General features: G+C 73.5%; 21 protein-coding genes and 4 pseudogenes. 16 read left to right on the plus strand and 9 right to left on the minus strand.

The annotated features are described in order from the left end of the window. Positions 1 to 56 precede the first annotated feature (56 nt). From FIV44_RS26055 to FIV44_RS26075, 5 genes and pseudogenes are all read right to left on the minus strand, one after another. On the minus strand, positions 57 to 899 hold the full coding sequence (locus tag FIV44_RS26055) for a DUF3097 domain-containing protein (RefSeq protein WP_246086625.1): 843 nt from the start codon (positions 897 to 899) through the stop codon (positions 57 to 59). Positions 900 to 966: 67 nt separating this feature from the next. Further along, complete coding sequence (locus FIV44_RS32715) at positions 967 to 1,659, minus strand: hypothetical protein (RefSeq protein ID WP_246086626.1); 693 nt, start codon at positions 1,657 to 1,659, stop codon at positions 967 to 969. A 116-nt stretch (positions 1,660 to 1,775) separates the two neighbouring features. Beyond that, positions 1,776 to 2,234 (minus strand): annotated as a pseudogene (locus tag FIV44_RS34225) (glycine rich domain-containing protein); the annotation flags it as partial. Positions 2,235 to 2,377: 143 nt separating this feature from the next. After that, entirely contained in the window at positions 2,378 to 3,154 is a 777-nt protein-coding gene (locus tag FIV44_RS26070; RefSeq protein WP_141006994.1) for an MBL fold metallo-hydrolase, read from the minus strand. Positions 3,155 to 3,199: 45 nt separating this feature from the next. Next, the gene (locus tag FIV44_RS26075) at positions 3,200 to 3,934 is read right to left on the minus strand and encodes a hypothetical protein (RefSeq protein WP_141006995.1); all 735 of its coding nucleotides are present in this window, start codon (positions 3,932 to 3,934) and stop codon (positions 3,200 to 3,202) included. A 177-nt stretch (positions 3,935 to 4,111) separates the two neighbouring features. On the opposite strand from FIV44_RS26075, the gene hrcA reads away from it, so the two are divergent. The 3 genes from hrcA to FIV44_RS26090 are packed head-to-tail and all read left to right on the plus strand — an operon-like array spanning position 4,112 to position 7,123. Then, positions 4,112 to 5,137, plus strand: coding sequence for a heat-inducible transcriptional repressor HrcA (gene hrcA, locus FIV44_RS26080; protein WP_141006996.1), 1,026 nt, complete (start codon positions 4,112 to 4,114; stop codon positions 5,135 to 5,137). A 16-nt stretch (positions 5,138 to 5,153) separates the two neighbouring features. Beyond that, positions 5,154 to 6,314, plus strand: coding sequence for a molecular chaperone DnaJ (dnaJ, locus tag FIV44_RS26085; protein ID WP_141006997.1), 1,161 nt, complete (start codon positions 5,154 to 5,156; stop codon positions 6,312 to 6,314). An 11-nt stretch (positions 6,315 to 6,325) separates the two neighbouring features. After that, positions 6,326 to 7,123, plus strand: a complete 798-nt coding sequence (locus tag FIV44_RS26090) for a 16S rRNA (uracil(1498)-N(3))-methyltransferase (protein ID WP_141006998.1) — start codon at positions 6,326 to 6,328, stop codon at positions 7,121 to 7,123. A gap of 64 nt (positions 7,124 to 7,187) precedes the next feature. Here the strand turns inward: FIV44_RS26090 and FIV44_RS26095 are convergent, their stop codons facing one another. Next, the gene (locus tag FIV44_RS26095; protein ID WP_141006999.1) at positions 7,188 to 8,240 is read right to left on the minus strand and encodes a winged helix DNA-binding domain-containing protein; all 1,053 of its coding nucleotides are present in this window, start codon (positions 8,238 to 8,240) and stop codon (positions 7,188 to 7,190) included. Continuing rightward, on the minus strand, positions 8,237 to 9,124 hold the full coding sequence (locus FIV44_RS26100) for a Gmad2 immunoglobulin-like domain-containing protein (RefSeq protein WP_141007000.1): 888 nt from the start codon (positions 9,122 to 9,124) through the stop codon (positions 8,237 to 8,239). The genes FIV44_RS26095 and FIV44_RS26100 overlap by 4 nt, the downstream gene beginning before the upstream one ends. 26 nt (positions 9,125 to 9,150) lie before the next feature. Here FIV44_RS26100 and FIV44_RS26105 point away from each other — a divergent pair, with 26 nt between their 5' ends. From FIV44_RS26105 to FIV44_RS26120, 6 genes and pseudogenes are all read left to right on the plus strand, one after another. Next, a complete protein-coding gene (locus tag FIV44_RS26105; protein ID WP_246086628.1) occupies positions 9,151 to 9,498 on the plus strand; it encodes an HIT domain-containing protein in 348 nt (115 codons plus the stop codon). A gap of 118 nt (positions 9,499 to 9,616) precedes the next feature. Then, positions 9,617 to 10,339, plus strand: a pseudogene (locus tag FIV44_RS32725) (PhoH family protein); the annotation flags it as partial. A gap of 387 nt (positions 10,340 to 10,726) precedes the next feature. Beyond that, a pseudogene (locus FIV44_RS32730) lies at positions 10,727 to 11,149 on the plus strand (LAGLIDADG family homing endonuclease); the annotation flags it as partial. A 267-nt stretch (positions 11,150 to 11,416) separates the two neighbouring features. Beyond that, a pseudogene (locus FIV44_RS32735) lies at positions 11,417 to 11,737 on the plus strand (PhoH family protein); the annotation flags it as partial. After that, on the plus strand, positions 11,734 to 12,195 hold the full coding sequence (ybeY, locus tag FIV44_RS26115) for an rRNA maturation RNase YbeY (RefSeq protein WP_141007003.1): 462 nt from the start codon (positions 11,734 to 11,736) through the stop codon (positions 12,193 to 12,195). The pseudogene FIV44_RS32735 and the gene ybeY, both read left to right, overlap by 4 nt. Positions 12,196 to 12,211: 16 nt before the next feature. Then, a complete protein-coding gene (locus FIV44_RS26120) occupies positions 12,212 to 13,513 on the plus strand; it encodes a hemolysin family protein (RefSeq protein WP_141007004.1) in 1,302 nt (433 codons plus the stop codon). Here the strand turns inward: FIV44_RS26120 and FIV44_RS26125 are convergent, their stop codons facing one another. Both FIV44_RS26125 and FIV44_RS26130 read right to left on the minus strand, forming a co-directional pair. Further along, positions 13,514 to 14,446 carry an MBL fold metallo-hydrolase gene (locus FIV44_RS26125; RefSeq protein ID WP_219996181.1) on the minus strand — a complete coding sequence of 311 codons (933 nt, stop codon included), beginning with the start codon at positions 14,444 to 14,446 and terminating at the stop codon, positions 13,514 to 13,516. A 2-nt stretch (positions 14,447 to 14,448) separates the two neighbouring features. Beyond that, positions 14,449 to 14,736, minus strand: coding sequence for a DUF1330 domain-containing protein (locus tag FIV44_RS26130; RefSeq protein WP_141007005.1), 288 nt, complete (start codon positions 14,734 to 14,736; stop codon positions 14,449 to 14,451). A gap of 33 nt (positions 14,737 to 14,769) precedes the next feature. Between FIV44_RS26130 and FIV44_RS26135 the strand changes: the two genes are divergently transcribed. The 7 genes from FIV44_RS26135 to FIV44_RS26165 all read left to right on the plus strand — a co-directional run bounded on the left by FIV44_RS26135 (position 14,770) and on the right by FIV44_RS26165 (position 21,384). Then, on the plus strand, positions 14,770 to 15,129 hold the full coding sequence (locus FIV44_RS26135; RefSeq protein ID WP_141007006.1) for a cytidine deaminase: 360 nt from the start codon (positions 14,770 to 14,772) through the stop codon (positions 15,127 to 15,129). Between the two features lie 68 nt (positions 15,130 to 15,197). Next, positions 15,198 to 16,100: an ABC transporter ATP-binding protein gene (locus FIV44_RS26140; protein WP_141007007.1), complete on the plus strand. Its 903-nt coding sequence runs from the start codon at positions 15,198 to 15,200 to the stop codon at positions 16,098 to 16,100. Then, a complete protein-coding gene (locus FIV44_RS26145) occupies positions 16,097 to 16,882 on the plus strand; it encodes an ABC transporter permease (RefSeq protein ID WP_141007008.1) in 786 nt (261 codons plus the stop codon). The genes FIV44_RS26140 and FIV44_RS26145 overlap by 4 nt, the downstream gene beginning before the upstream one ends. Before the next feature lie 36 nt (positions 16,883 to 16,918). Next, positions 16,919 to 18,028, plus strand: a complete 1,110-nt coding sequence (locus tag FIV44_RS26150; protein ID WP_219996182.1) for a sensor histidine kinase — start codon at positions 16,919 to 16,921, stop codon at positions 18,026 to 18,028. Further along, complete coding sequence (locus FIV44_RS26155) at positions 18,025 to 18,639, plus strand: response regulator transcription factor (RefSeq protein ID WP_141007009.1); 615 nt, start codon at positions 18,025 to 18,027, stop codon at positions 18,637 to 18,639. The genes FIV44_RS26150 and FIV44_RS26155 overlap by 4 nt, the downstream gene beginning before the upstream one ends. Positions 18,640 to 18,751: 112 nt before the next feature. Next, positions 18,752 to 20,080 (plus strand): FAD-binding oxidoreductase, encoded by a 1,329-nt coding sequence (locus tag FIV44_RS26160; protein ID WP_246086629.1) that lies wholly within the window; start codon positions 18,752 to 18,754, stop codon positions 20,078 to 20,080. Next, positions 20,077 to 21,384 (plus strand): SAM-dependent methyltransferase, encoded by a 1,308-nt coding sequence (locus FIV44_RS26165; RefSeq protein ID WP_141007011.1) that lies wholly within the window; start codon positions 20,077 to 20,079, stop codon positions 21,382 to 21,384. The genes FIV44_RS26160 and FIV44_RS26165 overlap by 4 nt, the downstream gene beginning before the upstream one ends. Positions 21,385 to 21,488: the final 104 nt, after the last annotated feature.

Below are 21,488 nucleotides of genomic sequence, written 5' to 3' on the forward strand. Positions count from 1 at the left end.
ACTGCATGCCTGAGGCCGGAAAAGCCGCGGTTTGGTCCCAAACCGCATGCCCAGTCTCAGGATGTGGTCACGAAGTCGATCAGCTCCTCGACCCGCCCGAGCAGGGCCGGGTCGAGGTCCTGGAACCCGCGCACCCCGCCGAGGATGTGCTTCCACGCCCGGGCGATGTCGGCCTGGTCGCGGTGCGGCCAGCCGAGCTGCTGGCAGGTGCCCTTCTTCCAGTCGATGCCCCTGGGCACCTTCGGCCAGGCCTCGAACCCCAGCCGCGACGGCTTGACCGCCTGCCAGATGTCGATGAACGGGTGCCCGACGATCAGCACGTCCTTGCCGACCGCCGACCTCATGATGCCCTGCGCGATCCGGCTCTCCTTGGAGCCGGCGACCAGGTGGTCCACCAGCACGCCGACCCGCCGGTTGGGCGCGGGCTTGAAGTCGCGCAGGTGGTCGGCGAGGTCGTCGACGCCGCCGAGGTACTCCACGACCACGCCCTCGATCCGCAGGTCGTCGCCCCACACCTTCTCGACCAGCTCGGCGTCGTGCCGGCCCTCGACGAAGATCCGGCTGGCGCGCGCCACCCGCGCCTTCGCGTCGTGGACCGCGATCGAGCCGCTCGCCGTACGCGTCGGCCTGGCGGGCGCCGCCTTGGTCACCGGCGCCGTGAGGATGACCGGCCTGCCCTCGAGCAGGAAGCCCGCTCCGAGCGGGAAGGTACGCCGCTTCAGCCGCCGGTCCTCGAGCGTCACCGTGTGCAGGTCGCGGTCGACGGCCACGATCTCGCCGCAGAAGTCGGTGGTGACCTCCTCGACCACCTGGCCGAGGTCGGCCGGCGCCTCCACGGCCCGGCCCCGCTGGGGCACCTTCCAGTCGCCCGACAGCACGTCGGTCCCGTAGCGATCCACGACGGACCAACCTACGTCGACCGCAGCCGGTGGCGGCGCTGACACTCCGCGCGGGACGCCGCCCGGATCAGTTGGCGCGCACCGGGAGGGTGCCCGTGCTCGGCTCGAGCGCCGGGTTGCCCGGGAAGCGGACCTTGATCGTGAGCTTGGTCCTCTTGCCGGTGCCGAGCTTGGCCCGGGTGACCTTGACCCGCTTGGCGAACGTGCAGTCCGCCGAGAGCGCCGTCGTCGCCTTCTTGAGGGTCCGCCCGCCCTTCTTCACGGTCAGCCGGACCGTCCCCTGGCAGCGGATCGCGTCGGCAGGGAACACTCCGTCCACGCGGCCCCGCACCCGGTAGGCGTAGGGCGCCTTGCGGTCGCGCTTCGGCTTGGCCTCGAGCTGCAGGGCGGTGGCCGCCTTCGCGGACGGCGGCGAGTCCGGCTGCTGGTAGCGCAGGACGACCCTGGCGGGGTTGGCCCCGGCCGAGCCCGTGCTGATGCCCGTTCCCCCCGGCCCGACGTACGACGACCCACCTCCGCCGCCGCCCGGGTGGCCCCAGCAGACGGGGTTGGTGAACAGCCGGCCCGCGCCGCCCCCGCCTCCGCCGAACCAGCCTCCGCCGCCACCGCCGGCGCCGTCGTCCGCGGTGCCCCGCCGCCACCGGTGCCGAGGACGCCGGAGCTGCCCGAGTCCGCGGTGGCCGCCGGCGGGCGTGAGGCACCGGTGCCGGGGGCGCCCCCGACCGTGTTCCCCCCGCCGCCGCCGGCGCCCGCCGAGCACCCGGCGCCGCCGATCCAGCCCGGGTTCCCGGAGGGCACCGGGCCGAGGGTCAGGGCGCCGGGCCCGCCGGCGCCGTAGTACGCCTCGCCGGGGCTGGCCGAGGCGCCTCCTCCGCCGCCGGCGACGATGATCCGTGTGGCCGGCAGATTCTGGCTGCGGGGGGTGGTGCGCACGTCGCTCGCGCCGCCGCCACTACCGGCGGTCTTCCGTCCCGATCCGCCGCCGTTGAACCCGCCCGGGTTCGAGCCCGAGATCGTTCCCGTGGCGCCGACGCCGCCGACGTTGATGTACAGGACCTGCCCGGGCGTCACCGGGAGCGTGGCGCTGACGGCTCCTCCCGCGCCGCCGAGCTTGACGCCGTCCCCGCCCGACGCGCTGTTGCCGCCGCGGGCGCCGTACGCGGTGATGCTCAGGGCGGACACCCCGGCGGGGACGGTGAAGGTCTGCTCGCCGCCGGTGAAGGAGTAGGTGAGGGTGACCTCGTCGGCGGCCGTGGCCGCCGGTGGGGTCGGGACGGCGGTGAGCGCCACGGCCGTGACCGTGGCGGCGGCGAGCGGGAGCAGGCGCCGGTTCATGGGATCCTCCGAGAGGGTGGTCGGTCGCCTTCAGCGTCGCCGACCGGCGCGGTGCGGCGCATCAGTGCCAGCACCTGTCCTGGCATGCGTGCCTGCCGTACTCCCTGGAGGGGGCAGGCCGCCCGCTCGGCGGGGCCGGCGGCTCAGGCGAGCGGGAGCTGGCGGCGCGCGGGAGGCACCTGCGCGTAGCCCCGGGCGACCGCGTGGTGCAGCGCCTCGGCCGGGAACGGCCAGGTGGCGGAGGCCAGCGCCTCGGCCTCCGGCACGCCGCGCGTGGCGACGTCGCGGATCGTCTCGGCGACGGCGCGCAGGTCGTCGCACTGCTGCTCGACGAAGCGCCGGTCGACGGTGCCGCCGTGCCCCGGCACGACCACCGAGTCCGGCGTGAGCAGCCCGAGCACGAGGTCGAGGGTCTGCGGCCACTCCAGTGGCCAGGAGTCCGCGCCGAGCGAGGGCGGGGCGGACTCCTCGACCAGGTCGCCGGCCAGCAGCACGTCCGCGTCGGGCACCCGGACGACGAGGTCGCCGGCGGTGTGCCCGCGTCCGGGGTGGACGAGCTCGAGCTGGCGGTCGCCGAGGTCGATCACCGCGGCGCTGGAGAAGGTGCGGTCGGCGGGCGGCGCGGCCGGGTCGGTCCGGGCGGCGGCCTCCTCGGTCGCGTGCACCGGCGGGTCGTCGTACCGCTCCCGGAAGGTGGCGTTCCCGAGCACGTGGTCGAAGTGGTCGTGGGTGTTGACCACCGCGACGACCCGGCCCGCGCGCAGGTCTCCGATCGCGGCGATCGCCGCCCCGGCCTCCGCGGCGGTGGCGAGCGTGTCGACCACGACGAGGCCGCGCTCGCCGCCGACGACGGTCAGGTTGACGTCGTACGACGGCACACGGCGGACCCAGATCCGGTCCGCGACCTCGGTGAACGGCACGGGGCCAGGGTACGGGCGTCGGAGGACGCCGACGCCGGCCGCCCTTCAGCAGAGGCCGGCGTGCAGCTCCGAGCGGAGCAGGTCGCCCAGCTCGTGGGCGGAGCCGGCGGGGTGCGGGAACCGCAGCTCGGCGCTGTGGGCGCCGGTGAGGTCGACCCACTGGAGGACGACCCCCTCGGCGCTCAGCTCGGTGAGGTGGACGCCGACGACCTCGCCGAGCCGGGTCTGGGTCATGGCGGAGACCGCGCGGCGCAGCTCGTCCTGGTGGCACAGGTTGGCGTGCTCGGTCGAGCGCTGGAGGAAGCCGCGGTTGAGCTCGTGCTCGTGGGAGGCGAAGGCGCCGAGGGGGACCCGGACCCGGGTGCCCTCGGGTGCGTCCTCGGGGGCGCTGGCGCGGGCGAGGAGCACGAAGTCGAGCTGCAGGCTCACCCGCATCCGGATCTCGTCGCAGCACTCGCACTGCTCGAGGCCGACCGCCTCGAGCCGGCCCGAGAGGGTCAGGGTGGCGTCCCGGTCGGGGGAGCCGTCGGCGCCGAGCCCGCTGGTGAGGGTGAGCAGGGCGCCGCGCCGGTCGGTGGCGGCGACGGCGAGCGCCGAGTCGGCGGGGCAGGAGAGGAGCGGGCGGCCGCCGTGGTCCTGCATCTCCAGGCCGGTCTCCTCGAGCCCGCCGCTGACGTCGTCGATGCCGTCGACGACCAGCTGGACCTCGTGGGGGCAGGCCAGGATGCTCCGCGCCGCCGCGGCGATGCGGTTCGTGTCGAGACCGGGGTCGACCGTCATGTCCTCTCCTTCATCTCCGACGTCTGCGAAAGATTAGGTGAGCCTAACCTACTCGATCGGGCGACGCGGGGGAAGGGTGGGTCCCGCGGTCCGGGGAATCGCCGGGTTCGGCGCTAGGATTGGCACTCCCTGCGGCGGAGTGCCAGTCGTGGGCGAACGGACAGTGAGGAGGTGGACATGCAGGAGGACCGCAGGCTCGCCGTGCTGCGGGCGATCGTCGAGGACTACGTCGCGACGGAGGAGCCCGTCGGCTCGAAGGCCCTGGTCGAGCGCCACCACCTCAACGTCTCTCCGGCGACCATCCGCAACGACATGGCCGCGCTGGAGGAGGAGGGCTACCTCCACCAGCCCCACACGAGCGCCGGGCGAGTGCCGACCGACAAGGGCTACCGGCTCTTCGTCGACCGGCTCTCGACGGTCAAGCCGACCACCTCCGCCGAGCGCCGTGCCATCGCCGGCTTCCTCGAGGGCGCCGTCGACCTCGACGACGTCGTGCACCGCTCGGTGCGGCTGCTGGCGCAGCTGACCCGGCAGGTCGCGGTGGTGCAGTACCCCACGCTGTCCCGCTCGACCGTGCGTCACATCGAGGTCGTCGCGCTCACGCCGTCCCGGCTGCTGCTGGTGCTGATCCTCAGCTCCGGCCGGGTCGAGCAGCGCCTGGTCGAGCTCGACGACGAGATCGACGACGACGATCTCGGCACGCTGCGGACCCGGATCAACCTCGCCGCGACCGGCGAGGTGATCGCCGACGCCGCGTCCGCGCTCGACGCGCTGGTCCGGGCCGAGGAGGGTACGCCGAGCGCGTCGGGTGCCACGGTCGCCGTCGTCGAGATCTTGGTCGAGGCGATGAGCGACCACCGCTCCGACGAGCGGGTCGTGGTCGGCGGCACCGCCAACCTCGCCCGGTTCGGCGACAGCTTCGAGACCTCGGTCCGGCCGCTGCTCGAGGCGCTGGAGGAGCAGGTCGTGCTCCTCAAGCTCCTGGGCGAGGCCACCAGCGGTGGCGCGGTGACCGTCCGGATCGGCGCCGAGGGCCCGATCCAGGAGCTGGCGTCGACCAGCGTCGTCGCCACCGGCTACGGCCCCGACGACGCGCTCGCCGCGCTCGGCATCGTGGGTCCCACCCGCATGGACTACCCCGGAACGATGGCGGCCGTGCGCGCAGTCGCGCGCTACGTCTCGCGCATCCTCGACGAGAGCTGAAGTGAGAGAGCACCACGTGAGCCAGGACCCCTACGAGCTGCTGGGCGTCGACCGCGACGCCGACGCCGACACGATCAAGAAGGCGTACCGCAAGCTCGCCCGCCAGCTCCACCCGGACGTCAACCCCGACCCGGAGAGCCAGGAGCGCTTCAAGCAGGTCACCGCCGCCTACGAGGTGCTGACCGATCCGCAGAAGCGGGCGGCGTACGACCGTGGCGGCGACCCGTTCGGCGGCGGCTTCGGCGGCCAGGGCGCCGGCTTCTCGTTCACCGACATCATGGACGCCTTCTTCGGCGGCAACGCCGGCGGCGCGGGCGGCGGTCGCGGTCCCCGGCCGCGGATGCGCCGCGGCCAGGACGCTCTCATCCGGATCGAGGTCGACCTCGCCGAGGCGGCCTTCGGGGTCTCCCGCGAGCTCAAGGTCGACACCGCCGTGCGCTGCACCACCTGCGGCGGCGAGGGCGCGGCGCCCGGCAGCCACCCCGTCCCGTGCGAGACCTGCCGCGGCGCGGGGGAGGTCGCCCACGTCCAGCGCTCCTTCCTCGGCGAGATCCGCACCCTGCGGCCCTGCGCCGCGTGCCGCGGGTTCGGCACCGTCATCCCCGACCCGTGCCGCGAGTGCGCCGGCGACGGGCGGGTCCGCTCGCGTCGTACCCTCACCGTGAAGATCCCCGCCGGCGTCGACAACGGCACCCGGGTCCAGCTCAGCGAGCAGGGCGAGGTCGGGCCGGGCGGCGGTCCCGCCGGCGACCTGTACGTCGAGATCCACGTCGCCCAGCACGAGATCTTCGAGCGCCACGGCAACGACCTGCACTGCACGGTCACGGTGCCGATGACCGCCGCCGCGCTCGGCACCACGATCGAGCTGCCCACGCTCGAGGCCGACCTCGGCCCGAACGAGGACGTCGAGCGGTACTTCGACCTCCAGATCCCGGCCGGCACGCAGTCCGGCCACCAGGTCGTGCTCCGCGGCCGCGGCGTCCCCGGCCTGCGCGGCGGGCGGGGCGACCTGGCGGTCACCGTCGCCGTCGAGACGCCCTCGCGACTCGACCCGCGGCAGGAGGAGCTGCTGCGCGAGCTGGCGGCGATCCGCGGCGAGGAGCGGCCGACCGGCGACGTCCGGCCGACCCACAAGTCGATGTTCGGCCGGCTCCGCGACGCGTTCAGCGCCCACTGAGCCCCGCTGCGATGACCCTCCCGCAGCACCTCGTCCCGTCGCTCGACGGCGTGCGGGCCGGTGACGAGGTGACCGTCGAGGGCGACGAGGCACACCATGCGGTCGTCGTACGACGGCTCCGGGTCGGCGAGCGGCTGACCCTCGCCGACGGGAGGGGCCGGGTCGCGACCGGCGAGGTCACCGCGACGGCGAAGCGGGCGTTCACGGTGGCCGTCGTGGCCGTTGACGACCGCCCCGAGCCGCGGCCCTCGGTGACCGTCGTGCAGGCGCTGCCGAAGGGCGAGCGCGGGGAGCTGGCCGTCGAGGTGCTCACCGAGATCGGCGCCGCCCGGATCGTCCCGTGGGCGGCCGCCCGCAGCGTCGCGGTCTGGAAGGGCGAGCGGGCCGCCAAGTCGCTCGCGAGGTGGCGGGCCACCGCCCGCGAGGCCGCCAAGCAGGCTCGTCGCGCCTGGCACCCGGAGGTGCTGCCGCTGGCCACCACCGACGAGGTCGTCGCCCTGGTCGCCGGCGTCGTCGGCGTCGGTGGCGTCGGTGGCGTCGGTGGCGTCGGTGGCGTCGACGTCGCCGTCGTCCTGCACGAGGACGCCGCCGAGCCCCTCGCCGCGCTCGCCCTGCCCGCCGACGGCGACCTGCTGGTCGTGGTCGGGCCCGAGGGCGGGCTCACCGACGACGAGGTGGCCCGGTTCGTCGCCGCCGGCGCGGTCGCCGTACGGCTGGGCGAGGAGGTGCTGCGGACCTCGACCGCCGGCGTCGCCGCCGTCGCCGCGCTGCTCGCGCAGACCCCGCGCTGGGGTGGTCTGACCAGTTGACGATTGGGCAGAGACTGCAGGTGATCGGCCGGAATTGTTGCGGTTTGGGACCAAACCGCAACGCTCAGCGGGCCAGCAGGGCCTCCACCCGAGCGACCTCGTCGTCCAGATCGGCCCGCTCGGCGCGGGTCAGCCGTCGCACCGGCTCGCCCAGGACGACCCGTCCCTCCTCGACCCGCCAGAGCCCGGTGAGCCAGCCGTCGACGTACACCGACATGGCCTGGGCGCCGTTGGCGCCCATCCACAGCCTGCGGTGCTCCGGTGCGGTGACCCGGTCCCGGGCGGCGTGGGAGAGCCAGACGTTGTCGTAGCTGCCGAGCAGGCGGACCGGTGCGGGGGCGTCCTCGTCGGCGATCGGGGCGCCCTCGACGTCGTACAGGGGCCTGCCGTCCTCGTCCTCGTGCCGGACCAGGTCGTCCATCGCCTCGAGCGCCGGGCCGAGGCGGGTGATGCCGGACCAGGCGGTCACGTCGGCGGCGGTGGCGGGGCCGTAGGCACGCAGGTAGCGGCGCACGATCTCCGGCACGTCGGGCTCGGCGAGCGGGAGCCCCGTCCAGCGGGAGGCGAAGTCGTAGGCGACCGCGGTCGACCCGGCCGGCTTCCAGCAGCCCCGCGGTGGCAGCTGGGCGAGGACCGCGAGCAGCCGCGCGACGCCGCCGAGCTGGGCCGCGGTGTGGTCGGGGAACCGCTCGGCCAGGGCGGCGCCGAGCCGCCGCTGGGGGAGCGGGCCGCCGGCGAGCACGTCGTCCACCGCCGCGGTGAAGGCGTCCCGGTCGACGGTCCGCGCGGCCCCGATGGTCTGGCTCGCCCGCATCTCCCGCTCGCGCACCGGCCTCGCCCACACCGGCAGCGTGACGGCGTCCTCCGGCAGGTGCAGGTGCACGGTGTCGCGCAGGCTGAGGACCCGGACCAGCGCGCCGTCCTCGATCGCCGCGCTGACCTCGTGCGGGTCGAGATCGGTGAGGCGTGCCGCCAGGGAGAGGTACGGCGGCAGCGGCTCCTGCGCCTGCAGCCCGACCAGGTGCCCCACCATCGCGGCGGGCGGCATCGCGACGCGCTCGAGCAGGTGCTGGCGCAGCAGCAGGGTCCGGTTCAGCCGGCGGCGCGAGAGCGTCACTTCACCGTGATCCGCTTGGTGTCCTCGGTCGGCCCGCCGCCCTCGCCGTCCGAGGGGTCGTCGGTGCGGGCGACGAAGGTGTAGCTGCCGGGCTCGAGGGTGCTGACGTCGACCTCGGAGGTCCACGGGTAGAGCTTGTCCATCCAGCCCTCCGCGGTCGCGAAGCCGTCGAGGACGACCGTGCCGCTCTCGTCCCGGACCTCCCACGGCACGGTCGCCTCGAACGAGCTGGCCCGGCCGGTGGCGGTGAACGTGCCGCTGACCGTGGCGCCCTCCGCCGGCTCGGTGATGTTGACCAGGGCCAGTACGTCGAGCTCGGGGGCCGCGGTGAAGCCCTTCGTCGCGTCGATGCCGAGCAGCGTCGCGACGGGCCCGTCGCCGAGCACCACCTCCACCGGCAGCGGCTCCCCGGCGGTCCCCTGGAGGGTGAGGACGAGCTGCTGGACGGCCAGCTCGGCGGTCGCCGCGTCCAGGTCGCCCGCGGTCAGCCAGCCGTCGTCCGCCAGCTCCACGACGATCGACTCCGGTGCCTGGGTGACCGACGCGAACGCACCCTGCGGCCAGGCGGTGCGGTAGTCGGGGTCGAGCGTGTCGCCGGCGGTGACCAGCGCCCCCGCCTCCTCGAGCGGGTTGTCGGCCTCGACCTGGCGGAACTCCCGGTACAGCCGCGGCCCCTGCGGGGTCTCGCCGACGAAGTAGACGGGCGCGGCGACCGTGTCGCCCGGCTCCTCGGTCGCGGTCTCGATCGGGGTCGGCTCGGACGTCTGCTCCGTGGGCGTCGGGTCGGTCCGGGGCTCGGGGTCGTCGCCGCACCCGGCCAGCAGGCAGCTGCCGAGGGCGAGTGCGGCGAGGACGGCGTACGGGCGGCTCGGGAGAGTGCGCATCCGCCGATGGTGGCATGGTTGTCCCCGTGACTGCCGCACCCGACTGCCTGTTCTGCAAGATCGTCGCCGGCGAGATCCCGGCCGAGGTCGTCCACACCACCGAGCGCACGGTCGCCTTCCGCGACATCAACCCGCAGGCGCCGCTGCACGTCCTCGTGGTGCCGCGCGAGCACGAGCCGAACGCCGCGGCCTCCGCCGCCGCGGACCCGGCCACCTTCGCGGAGATCGCCACCACGGCGCGCTCGGTCGCCACCGCGGAGGGGTACGACGACTACCGGCTCGTCTTCAACACCGGAGCCGGCGCCCAGCAGACGGTCTTCCACACCCACTGCCACGTGCTCGCCGGCCGCGACCTGACCTGGCCCCCGGGCTGAGCGCCGCCGGCTGGCCGGCGGGCGCCACCGGCAAACGGGTGGGCGCGACGCGGTCCCGCCCCGTACCATGGAGGGGCCGAATCGTCGTACCTGAAAGGCCGCCCGTCCTCGGGCATCCATGACCGACTCACCCACTCCCGTCCCCGCAGCCCGGACCGCGCAGGCTGCCCCCGCCCGCCACACCGTCGTCGTGCCCAACAGCATCGACATGGTCACCCTGTTCGGCCCGGGCGACGAGCACCTCGGCATCATCGAGAAGCGGTTCGGCGTCGAGGTCCACGTCCGGGGCAACCGGATCACGCTGGCCGGCGACGCCCAGGAGATCGAGCTCGCCGAGCGGCTGATCGACGAGCTGGTCGCCATCCTGCGCACCGGCCAGGGCATCACGCCCGAGGTCGTCGAGCGCGTGGAGGCGATGCTGCGCGTGCAGACCGCCACCTCCGAGCGGCCGGCGGACATCCTCTCGTTCAACATCCTGAGCAACCGCGGCCGCTCGATCCGGCCCAAGACGCTCAACCAGAAGCGCTACGTCGAGACCATCGACCAGCACACGATCACCTTCGGCATCGGCCCGGCCGGCACCGGCAAGACCTATCTCGCCATGGCCAAGGCGGTCCAGGCACTGCAGGCCAAGCAGGTCAACCGGATCATCCTCACCCGCCCCGCCGTCGAGGCCGGCGAGCGACTGGGCTACCTGCCCGGCACCCTCAGCGAGAAGATCGACCCCTACCTGCGGCCGCTGTACGACGCGCTGCACGACATGCTCGACCCGGAGTCGATCCCCAAGCTGATGGGGGCAGGGACGATCGAGGTCGCGCCGCTGGCCTATATGCGCGGTCGAGCGCAGCCTGTCGACACTCCGGTGCTGACGCCGGCGGGATGGGCGCCTATCGGATCTCTCGAGGTGGGCGACCTCGTCATCGGCAGCCAGGGACTTCCGACGCCGGTGCTCGGCGTCTTTCCCCAGGGAGTGAAGGACGTCTATCGCGTCCGTACTCAGGACGGCGCCTCCACGCGCGCCTGCGGCGAGCACCTGTGGACGGTGACGACGCCCGAGGACCGCCGGCGCTACACGTCGAGGACCCTCGAGACGCGGGAGATGATCGGCCACTTGCGTCGCGGCCACGTTCACCGCTACGAGCTGCCGCTGGCGGGCGCGGTCGAGTTCGAGCCGCAGGATGTCCCCATGGATCCCTATGCCCTCGGCCTTCTCCTCGGCGATGGGTGCATGACGACCGCCACGACACCTGACTTCACGACCAAGGATCCCGAGCTGGCAGAACGGCTGGCCGACGCAGTGCGACCGTTGGGGATCGAGCTGTCCCGCAAGAACGAGGTGTGTTACGTCCTCCGGCACCCGGCGGGTGGCCGTGGCGGTCTCCGCGTGGAAAACCCCGCGACCCGGGTGATTCGATCGCTGGGACTCGCCGGCTGCGAGTCGGAGACGAAGTTCGTGCCAGACGTCTACAAGCTCAACTCGGCATGGGTGCGGCTGTGGCTACTCCAGGGACTCCTGGACACCGATGGAGGGCTGGTCACCCAGGACGGTCGCACCTGTCGGGTCCAGTACACGACGATCTCTCCGCTGCTGCGTGACGACGTCGTATTCCTTGTCCGCTCGCTGGGTGGCACGGTGACCTGGCGGGTCCGCCCGGCGGCCGGCCGCAAGCCCGGTTTGGCGAACGGCCGCCCAGTCCCGTATCGCCATGACTCGTACCTTCTGGACATCCGACTGCCCGACGGATTCAGCCCGTTCCGACTCGCACGGAAGAAGGCGAAGTACGACGCCACAGGCGGAGGCCGCCCGATGCGCTTCGTCACTGCCATCGAGCCGGACGGCGAGGCAGAGTGCGTCTGCATCCAAGTCGCGGCCGAGGACTCGCTGTACGTGACCGAGGACTTCATCGTCACGCACAACACGCTCAACGACTCCTTCATCATCCTCGACGAGGCGCAGAACACCACGCCCGAGCAGATGAAGATGTTCCTCACCCGGCTCGGCTTCGGCTCCAAGATCGTGGTGACCGGCGACGTCACCCAGGTCGACCTGCCCTCCGGCACGAGCTCGGGCCTGCGGGTCGTCGAGAGCATCCTCGACGGCGTCGAGGACCTCGCGTTCGTGCGGCTCACCAGCCACGACGTCGTCCGCCACCAGCTGGTCGGGCGGATCGTGGCGGCGTACGACGAGTTCGACGCCAGGCGCGAGGCCAAGAAGAGCGTGAAGAAGGGCACCCGGTGACCATCGAGATCCTCGACGAGTCCGGCAGCGGGATCGACGTCAAGCACTTCTCGCGGCTCGCCCGGTTCGTGATGGACCAGATGCGCGTCCACCCGCTCGCCGAGCTCTGCATCAAGGCCGTCGACGAGGACACCATCGCCGAGCTCAACGCGAAGTGGATGGAGAAGGAGGGCCCCACCGACGTGCTCGCCTTCCCCATGGACGAGCTCCGTCCGGGCCTGGTCAACGAGGAGCCCGAGGAGGGCGTGCTCGGCGACCTCGTGCTCTGCCCGGTCGTCGCGGAGCGCCAGGGCGAGGCGGCCGGCCACGGCACCCTCGCCGAGCTGGAGCTGCTGACCACCCACGGCATCCTCCACCTGCTCGGCTACGACCACGCCGAGCCGGAGGAGCACACGGTGATGTTCGGCCTCCAGGACCAGCTCCTGGCCCAGTGGCGCGCCCACGTGGCCGCCTCCTGACGCCGGGCGGGCGGAGATGATCGCCGACAGTCTGTGGCCGCTGGGTGCAGCGGCCGTCCTGGTGGTGCTCGCAGGGTTGTTCGCCGCGGCGGACGCGGCCCTGGCGGGGTTCTCGCGCGCGCGGGCGCAGGAGATGGTGGGCGAGGGTCGCGCGGGCGCGCGGCGCCTGGTCGTCGTCCTCGAGGACGCGCCGCGGCACCTCAACACCGCGCTGCTGCTGCAGCTGCTGTGCGAGATCGCGGCGATCGTCGTCGTCACGCTGTACGTCGACGACCGCCTCGACGCGTCCTGGTGGGCCAGCGGCGGGCTGGCGCTGGGCGTGATGCTCGTGGTCTCCTTCGTCGTCATCGGCGTCGCGCCGCGCACCGTCGGCCGCCAGCACGCCGAGACCGTGGCCGTGTGGTGCGCCTGGCCGCTGTCGGCGCTGACCACCGTGCTCGGCCCGATCCCGCGGCTGCTGATCCTGGTCGGCAACGCGATCACACCGGGCCGCGGCTTCCGCGAGGGCCCGTTCCAGACGGAGACCGAGCTGCGTGAGCTCGTCGACATCGCCGAGGCCTCCGAGCTGATCGAGGCCGGCGAGCGGAAGATGATCCACTCCGTCTTCGAGCTCGGCGACACCACCGTGCGCGAGGTGATGGTGCCGCGCGGCGACGTGGTCTACATCGAGACCCACAAGAACCTGCGCCAGACCATGTCGCTGTTCCTGCGCTCGGGCTTCTCCCGGGTCCCGGTCATCGGCGAGAACCTCGACGACGTGCGCGGCATGGCCTACCTCAAGGACGTCGTGCGCCGCGACTTCGAGGCGCCCGACGTCGAGCTCACCCAGAAGGTCGAGGAGGTCATGCGGCCGGTGGTCTGGGTGCCGGAGTCCAAGCCGGTCGACGACCTGCTCCGCGAGATGCAGCTGCGCCGCCAGCACGTCGCGATCGTCGTCGACGAGTACGGCGGCACGGCCGGCCTGATCACCATCGAGGACCTGCTCGAGGAGATCGTCGGCGAGATCACCGACGAGTACGACGAGGCCGAGGTCGAGGTCGAGCACGTCGGCGACGGCCGCGACGACGAGGTCCGGGTCTCCTCCCGCTACCCGGTCGACGACCTCGACGAGATCTTCGGCTTCCCGATCGAGGAGGAGGACGTCGACTCGGTCGGCGGGCTGCTCGCCAAGCACCTCGGCCGGGTCCCGATCCCGGGCTCGGTGGTCGAGGCCCACGGGCTGCGCTTCGAGGCCGAGCAGGCGGCCGGTCGCCGCAACAAGATCGGCACCGTGCTGATCTCGCGGGCGCCGTCGGCCGGCGCCGTCAGCGGCGGCTGATCAGCCGAGCAGCGCCCACGGGTCCTCGCGCCGCCACACCGTCGGGAAGTGCAGCCCGACGCCCTGGCGCTCCGCGAGCCCGGTGAGCACCGCCATCGTCGCGTCGAGGTCGTCGCCGAGGTAGGGCAGGGCGCGCAGCGGCCGGTCGAGGGGCCGGAAGAAGTCGTCCCAGTGGATCAGCACGACCTGCCGGGCGCCGACGGTCTCGACCGTCTCGGCCCAGTACCGCTCGACGTACGCCCGGTCCTGCACGCCGAGCTGTCCCACGCCGAGGTACGCCACGTCGGCGCGGCGGCCCGCCAGGGCTCCGGCGCGGAAGCCCGCGCTGCCCTGGACCAGCGCGGTGCGCCCGCTGTCGTGCTCGACGAGGATCGACCACGCCTCGCCGCACCGGTAGGCGTCGGTCCGCGCCGGCGGCACCACCGGCGCCGTGATCGGCCCCGGGTACCGGTCGGGCGGGCAGTGCTCGCCCTCGACCCAGGTCAGCCGGAACCCGCCGACCACGACCGGCTCATCCGGTACGACGACCCCGACCCGGTCCTGCGGCAGCCCGCCGCCCCGCCCGATCTGCGCGGCCGACGCGCCGCCCAGCAGCCGGGCGCCGGTGCGGGCGGCCACGACCGCGGAGTCCAGCGCGTGGTCGTAGTGGGTGTGCACGGGCGCGACGACGTCGACCCGGTCGATCCCGGCCCGGGCCAGGGTCCGGCGGATCCGCTGCTCGTCCGGCGCGATCCGGCCGAGCGCGACGCGCGGGAGGGACGGGCGGGAGAAGAAGCCGTCGGTGAGGACCGCCGAGCGGCCGTCCTCGACGAGCAGCGACGCCACGCCCAGGAAGGTCACGCCGACGCCGTCGGCGCGCTGCGGCAGGCCGAACCGGTCGGCGTACCGGCCGATCTCGGGACGCCCGAGCCGGAGCCGCAGGCCGAGGGCCACGGCTACACGCCGGGGACGATCCGGAGGTCGCGCTCGGCGCCGTCGTCGAGCGCGGCGAGCGCCTCCTGGTAGCCCGTGCTGTCGTGGGCCGCGACCGCCGCCTCGACGCTGTCGAACTCGATGACCACCACCCGCTGGTCGAGCCCGGCCTCGTAGACCCGCTCGGGCAGGCCGCGGGCGAGGAACCGGCCGCCGTGCTCGGCGAGCACCGGCCCGGCGAGGGCGGCGTAGGCCGCCAGCTTCTCGGCGTCGTGGACGGCGCGGTAGTTGCTGATCCAGTAGGCAGGCATGGGCCCATCCTGCACCCCTGAGAGGATGGGCCCATGCCCGACCTCTCCGCCGAGGACCAGAAGCTCGTCACCCTTGCCCGCGCCACCCGCGCGCGGATCCAGGCGGCAGAGGGCGCCGCCGTCCGCGACACCGACGGCCGCACGTACGCCGCCGCCACGGTCGACCTGCCCTCCCTCCGGCTGAGCGCGGTGCAGGCCGTGGTCGCGATGGCCGTCGCCTCGGGCTCCCGCGGCGTCGACGCCTGCGTCCTCCTCGGGGACGCGCCGGACGCCGGGCAGGACCTCACCGAGCCGGACGCCGCCGTCCTCGCCGACTTCGCCGGCGCCGCGGGCGTGGTCGTCCACCTCGGCGACGCCCGCGGCGCGATCGGGGCCACCGTCACCCGGCCATGACATCTGTCATGGCCGGGTCGTGACGCCTGCCAGAGGCGTGCGGGCCCGCCGGCGGCGACGCTGGAGCCATGACGACGACGAGCACGAGCCCGCTGGCGGTCCGCCTCGCGGGCGTGACCAAGGACTTCGGTCCGGTGCAGGCGGTCCGGGGGATCGACCTCGAGCTGCACCCGGGCGAGATCGTGGCCTTCCTCGGCCCCAACGGCGCCGGCAAGACCACGACCATCGACATGGTCCTGGGCCTGAGCCGGCCGACCACCGGGACCGTCGAGGTGCTCGGCCTGGACCCGCGGCGCGCCATCGCGCGCGGCCTGGTGTCCGCGGTGATGCAGACCGGCGGTCTCCTCAAGGACATCACGGTCCGTGAGACCGTGGCCTACACCGCGAGCCTGTTCGCCGACACCGAGCCGGTCGACGCCGTGCTCGAGCGGGCAGGCATCGCCGGCATCGCCGACCGCAAGGTCGCCAAGTGCTCGGGCGGTGAGCAGCAGCGGCTGCGGTTCGCGATGGCGCTGCTGCCCGATCCCGCGCTGCTGCTGCTCGACGAGCCGACGACCGGTATGGACGTCGAGGGCCGCCGCGCGTTCTGGAGCGCGATCCGCGCCGACGCGGGCGCCGGGCGCACCGTCCTGTTCGCCACCCACTACCTCGAGGAGGCCGACCAGTATGCCGACCGGATCGTCCTCATCAGCAAGGGCCGGATCGTCGCCGACGGCACCGGCCCGCAGATCCGCGCACTGGCCTCGGGCCGCACCATCCGCGCCTGGCTCCCGGATGCCGACACCGCGGCGATCGCCGGGCTGGGCGGCGTCGACCACGTCGACGTACGCGGCGAGTCGGTCACCGTCCACGCCAAGGACAGCGACGCCGTCGCCCGCTACCTGCTCACCGAGACCGACGCCCGCGACGTCGAGATCACCGCCATGGGCCTCGAGGAGGCCTTCCTCAGCCTGACAGGAGAATCGGCATGACCACGAGCACCGTCGACCCGACCGCCCGCCGGGTCCCGCCCCTGGGCGGCCTGAACCCCACCGTGCTCGGCATCGAGCTGCGCCGGATGCTGCGCAACCGCCGCACCGTGATCTTCACGCTGGTCCTCCCCGCCGCGCTGACGCTGAGCTTCGGCGGCCAGTCCGGCTGGGACGAGCGCGCCGGCGTCGGCAACGTCGCGGCCTACATCCTCGCCTCGATGGCGATGTACGGCGCCGCCCTCACGGCCGCCGCCGGCGGCTCGATGGTCGCCCTCGAGCGCTCCCTGGGCTGGTCCCGGCAGCTGCGCCTCACCCCGCTCCACCCGGTCGCCTACATCCTGATGAAGGCGTTCGTCGCTCTCGTGATGGGTGCGCTGGCGATCCTCGCCGTCAACGTGGTCGGGGTGCTGCAGGGCAAGGCGGACATGCCGGCCAGCACCTGGATCCAGTGCGGCGTGCTGGCGCTCGTCTGCACCCTGACCTTCGCCGCGCTCGGCGTCTTCGTCGGCTACGTCGTGCCGGGCGAGAACGCCATGCAGATCCTCGGCCCCGGCCTCGCGCTGCTGTCCTTCCTCGGCGGCCTGTTCATCCCGCTCAGCCAGTACGCCCACGGTGTGCGGCTGGTGGCCTACTGGACGCCGATGTACGGCGTGGCCGAGGTCGTCCGCGCCCCGCTCACCCACGAGCTGCCCTGGTACGCCGTCGTCAACGCGGTCGGCTGGTGCGCGCTCTTCGTGGCCGGCGCGGCGTGGCGGATGAGCAAGGACACCGCGCGGGTCTGAGCCGGGACCTCTGCGCCGGGGACTACCGTGACGACCGTGGAGACACCGGGCCAGGTCGAGCCGCCGCGGGCGATGGGCCGGCTCGGCCCGATGTTCGCCGCGATCTGGCTGGCGTTCCTCCTCGACCCGGTCCGCGCGGCCTGGACGGACCTGCCGGCGGCGCACGCCTGGCTGGGGCTGGTCGCGACCCTGGTGTTCGCGGCGACCTACCTGGCCCTGTGGATCGCCGTGCGCACCGACCGGGCCCGGCTCGTGCAGGTGCCGCCGCTGCGGACCCGGCTGGTGTGGATGGCCGCGCTGAGCGGCCTGGCGGCGGTCATGGTGGCCGCGCTCGGCCAGGTCGGCACGGCCAGCGTGGTCTATCTCGCGGTCACCGTCGTGATGCTCTTCCCGGTCGCGGTGTTCGTGCCGGTCGTGGCGGCTCTCGCCGTGGCGGTCCTCGTCACCGGCGTCGCGCTGCCGGGGTGGGAGCACAGCCCCTGGCTGGCCTTCTCCATCATCGCCGCGTCGCTGGCCGTCTTCGGCGTGCGCTCGATGATGAACCGCAACCTGGAGCTGATCCGGGCGCACGAGACCAACGCCGAGCTCGCCGCCGAGCAGGTGCGCAACCGACTGGCCCGCGACCTGCACGACATACTCGGCCACTCGCTCACCGTGATCACCATCAAGGCCGAGCTGGCCGGCCGGCTCTTCGACGCCGACCCCGAGCGGGCGCGGGCCGAGCTCACCGACCTCGAGCGGCTGAGCCGCGACGCCCTCGCCGACGTACGCCGCGCGGTCGAGGGCTACCGCGACCTGACCCTGCCGGGGGAGATCGCCCGCGCACGGACGGCACTGGCCGCCGCCCAGATCGACGCCGCGCTCCCCAACAGCACCGACGAGGTGCCCAGCGAGGCACGGGAGCTGTTCGCCTGGGCCGTCCGCGAGGCCGTCACCAACGTGGTGCGGCACTCCGGTGCGCGGCACTGCGAGGTGCGGCTCTCGCCCCACGCGGTGGAGGTGCGCGACGACGGCCGCGGCGTCCCCGCGGGCGCGACCCACGGCTCGGGCCTCACCGGCCTCCAGGAGCGGGCGACCGCCCTCGGCGCGACCCTGGTCACCCGCAGCCTCGACCCCGGCTGGTCGGTGGCGGTGGTGCTGCGGTGAGCGCGCCCATCCGGCTGCTGCTGGCCGACGACCAGGCCCTGGTCCGCGGCGCCCTCTCGGCGCTGCTCGGGCTCGAGCCCGACCTGGAGGTCGTCGCCGAGGCCGGCACGGGGGAGGAGGCCGTCGCCGCGGCCCGTGCCCACACCCCCGACGTCGCGCTGCTCGACGTCGAGATGCCCGGCCTGGACGGGATCGCCGCCTGCGCCGAGGTCCGCGCCGCGAGTCCCGGCACCCGGGTGCTGATCGTCACCACCTTCGGCCGGCCCGGCTACCTGCGCCGGGCGCTCCAGGCCGGCGCCTCCGGCTTCGTGGTGAAGGACACCCCGGCGCCGCAGCTCGCGGACGCCGTACGCCGGATCCACCAGGGGCTGCGCGTGGTCGACCCCGCCCTCGCCACCGACTCCCTGGTCGCGGGGGAGTCGCCGCTGACCGCCCGGGAGACCGACGTCCTGCGCGCGGCCCGCGACGGCGCCTCCGTCGCGGCGATCGCGGCCCAGCTCTTCCTCTCCGAGGGCACCGTGCGCAACCATCTCTCGGCGGCCATCGGCAAGACCGGTGCGACCAACCGCACCGAGGCGGTGCTCGTCGCGCTCGGAAACGGCTGGCTCTAGAAGGGGGACCACTGGTTGACTGAGGTCAACTGACCCCCGCCGTGCCGATGTCCCCGGACAGGAGTATTTTCGAACTATGGCAAACCGTGCTCGGGAGGAGCATGCGCGGGCTGTGCAACGGCTCGCCGACTCCTACGCCGCCATTCCCCCTGGTCAGCCCGTGCGGCTCGCGAAGCGCACGACCAACCTGTTCCGTGCGCGTGCGGCCACCAGCGCGCCGGGCCTGGACGTCAGCGGTCTCGCCGGCGTCATCGAGGTGCTGCCCGACAGTCCCGACGGCCCGGTCGCCGAGGTCCAGGGCATGTGCACCTACGAGGACCTCGTCGACGCGACGCTGCCCCACGGCCTGATGCCGTACGTCGTCCCGCAGCTGCGCACGATCACCCTCGGCGGCGCCGTCACCGGGCTCGGCATCGAGTCGACCAGCTTCCGGCGCGGGCTCCCGCACGAGTCGGTGCTCGAGATGGACGTCTTCACCGGAGGCGGCCAGGTGGTCACCACCCGCCCCGGCGACGACCTCTTCGACACCTTCCCCAACTCCTACGGCTCGCTCGGCTACGCCACCCGCCTGCGGATCCGGCTGGCGCCGGTGCCGCCGTACGTCGCGCTGCGGCACGTCCGCTTCGACGACGCCGGCCTGCTCGCCAAGACCATCGCCGAGGTCACCGCCACCCAGGAGTACGACGGCGAGCCGGTCCACGGCCTCGACGGCGTCTCCTTCGGCCCGGGCGAGCACGTCCTCACCCTCGCCCGGTGGACCGACGAGCCGGGGCCGACCTCCGACTACGCCGGGCAGCAGGTCTACTACCGCTCGCTGCAGACCTGCGACCGCGACCGGCTCACCACCTACGACTACCTGTGGCGCTGGGACACCGACTGGTTCTGGTGCTCGGGCGCCTTCGGCGCGCAGAACCCGCGCATCCGCCGGCTCTGGCCGCGCCGCTACCGCCGCTCCGACGTCTACATGCGGCTGCTCCACCTCGACCGCCGGTTCGGGATCGCCGACCGCCTCGACCGCCGCGCCGGCCGGCCGCTGCGCGAGCGGGTCGTCCAGGACATCGAGGTCCCCGTCGAGCGGCTGGGGGAGTTCCTCGCCTGGTTCGACGAGGAGATCGGGATGCGGCCGGTGTGGCTGTGCCCGCTGGCGACCACCCGGCCCTGGCCGACGTACCCCCTGGAGACCGGCAAGGTCTACGTCAACGTCGGCTTCTGGGGCACCGTCCACGTCGGCCCCGATGCCACCGACGCCCCGCGCAACCGCGCCATCGAGGCCAAGGTCCACGAGCTCGGCGGGCATAAATCGCTCTACTCCGAGGCTTTCTACGACCGGGCCACCTTCGACGCTCTCTACAACACGGCCCACCTCGACGAGGTGAAGCGCCGCTACGACCCCGACGACCGACTGACCACCCTCTACGACAAGGCGGTGAAGAGCCGATGACGGCACCGACGAGTGCACCGGCAGGCAAGGGCATCGCGCCCACGATCGCGTCCCTCTTCCCGGGCGGGCTGCCCCTGTGGCTCAAGGCCTACGACGGATCCGTCGCGGGCGACCAGAGCCGGCCCTACGGCGTGGAGCTGGTCAGCGAGCGCGGCCTCTCCTACATCATGACCGCGCCGGGCGACCTCGGCCTGGCCCGCGCCTACGTCGCCGGCGACCTGGTCCTCCACGGCGCCCACCCCGGGGACCCGTACGAGGCGTTCTCCCTGCTCAAGGACCACACCGACTTCGGGATCCCGGGGCCGCTCGAGCTGATCGGCGTGCTGCGCTCGCTCGGGCTGAGCCACCTGATCCCGCCGCCGCCGCCGCCGCAGGAGCACCTCCCGGCCTGGCGGCACCGCCTCGAGGGCCTGCGCGCCCTCGGCAAGTGGGGCCGGCACTCGCAGGAGCGCGACGCCGACGCGATCCAGCACCACTACGACGTCTCGAACGCCTTCTACGAGCACGTCCTCGGCCCCTCGATGACCTACACCTGCGCGGTGTTCCCGACCGAGGACGCCACGCTCGAGGAGGCGCAGGACCACAAGTACGACCTCGTCTGCCGCAAGCTCGACCTGCAGCCCGGGCAGCGCCTGCTCGACATCGGCTGCGGGTGGGGCGGCATGGTGCGCCACGCCGCGAAGCACTACGGCGTCCAGGTGCTCGGCGTGACCCTCTCCCGGGAGCAGGCCACCTGGGCGCAGGAGGAGATCAAGCGCCAGGGGCTCGACGACCTCGCCGAGGTGCGCCACTCCGACTACCGCGAGGTCGAGGAGGGCGACTTCGACGCGGTCAGCTCGATCGGCCTCACCGAGCACATCGGCGTCGACAACTACCCGGCGTACTTCGGCTTCATGCGCGACAAGCTCAAGCCGCGGGGCCGGATCCTCAACCACTGCATCACCCGTCACGACAACGTGGACCGGCGTACCGGCGCCTTCATCGACCGCTATGTCTTCCCCGACGGCGAGCTCGCCGGCTCCGGGACGATCGTGCGGGCCGTCGAGGACGCCGGGCTCGAGGTGCAGCACCACGAGAACTTCCGGGTCCACTACGCGAAGACCCTTGCGGGCTGGTGCCGGAACCTCGCCGACAACTGGGACGCCTGCGTCGCCGAGACCGACGAGGGCACGGCTCGGGTGTGGGGCCTGTACATGGCGGGCTCGCGGATCGCCTTCGAGCGCAACGAGATCCAGCTCCACCACGTGCTGGCCACGAAGACCGACGACGGCGACAGCGGCTACCCCCTGCGTCACGAGTTCTGACGGATCGGTCCGATCGGACCGCAGGCCCGGGACCTTGGTCCCGGGCCTGCGGCGTTTTCGTCCGGGCCGGCCACGGCGGGTGCCAGACTCGCGCCCGGGGCTCG

The sequence above is a fragment of the Nocardioides humi genome, from assembly GCF_006494775.1.
In the GTDB taxonomy this organism is placed as follows: domain Bacteria; phylum Actinomycetota; class Actinomycetes; order Propionibacteriales; family Nocardioidaceae; genus Nocardioides; species Nocardioides humi.

Excerpts from the sequence above, each read along its gene's own strand:
- FIV44_RS26075 (WP_141006995.1), bottom strand. The coding sequence starts at position 3,934 with ATGACGGTCGACCCCGGTCTCGACACGAACCGCATCGCCGCGGCGGCG.
- hrcA (WP_141006996.1), top strand. The coding sequence starts at position 4,112 with ATGCAGGAGGACCGCAGGCTCGCCGTGCTGCGGGCGATCGTCGAGGAC.
- FIV44_RS26090 (WP_141006998.1), top strand. The coding sequence starts at position 6,326 with ATGACCCTCCCGCAGCACCTCGTCCCGTCGCTCGACGGCGTGCGGGCC.
- FIV44_RS26100 (WP_141007000.1), bottom strand. The coding sequence starts at position 9,124 with ATGCGCACTCTCCCGAGCCGCCCGTACGCCGTCCTCGCCGCACTCGCC.
- FIV44_RS26120 (WP_141007004.1), top strand. The coding sequence starts at position 12,212 with ATGATCGCCGACAGTCTGTGGCCGCTGGGTGCAGCGGCCGTCCTGGTG.
- FIV44_RS26130 (WP_141007005.1), bottom strand. The coding sequence starts at position 14,736 with ATGCCTGCCTACTGGATCAGCAACTACCGCGCCGTCCACGACGCCGAG.
- FIV44_RS26135 (WP_141007006.1), top strand. The coding sequence starts at position 14,770 with ATGCCCGACCTCTCCGCCGAGGACCAGAAGCTCGTCACCCTTGCCCGC.
- FIV44_RS26140 (WP_141007007.1), top strand. The coding sequence starts at position 15,198 with ATGACGACGACGAGCACGAGCCCGCTGGCGGTCCGCCTCGCGGGCGTG.
- FIV44_RS26145 (WP_141007008.1), top strand. The coding sequence starts at position 16,097 with ATGACCACGAGCACCGTCGACCCGACCGCCCGCCGGGTCCCGCCCCTG.
- FIV44_RS26165 (WP_141007011.1), top strand. The coding sequence starts at position 20,077 with ATGACGGCACCGACGAGTGCACCGGCAGGCAAGGGCATCGCGCCCACG.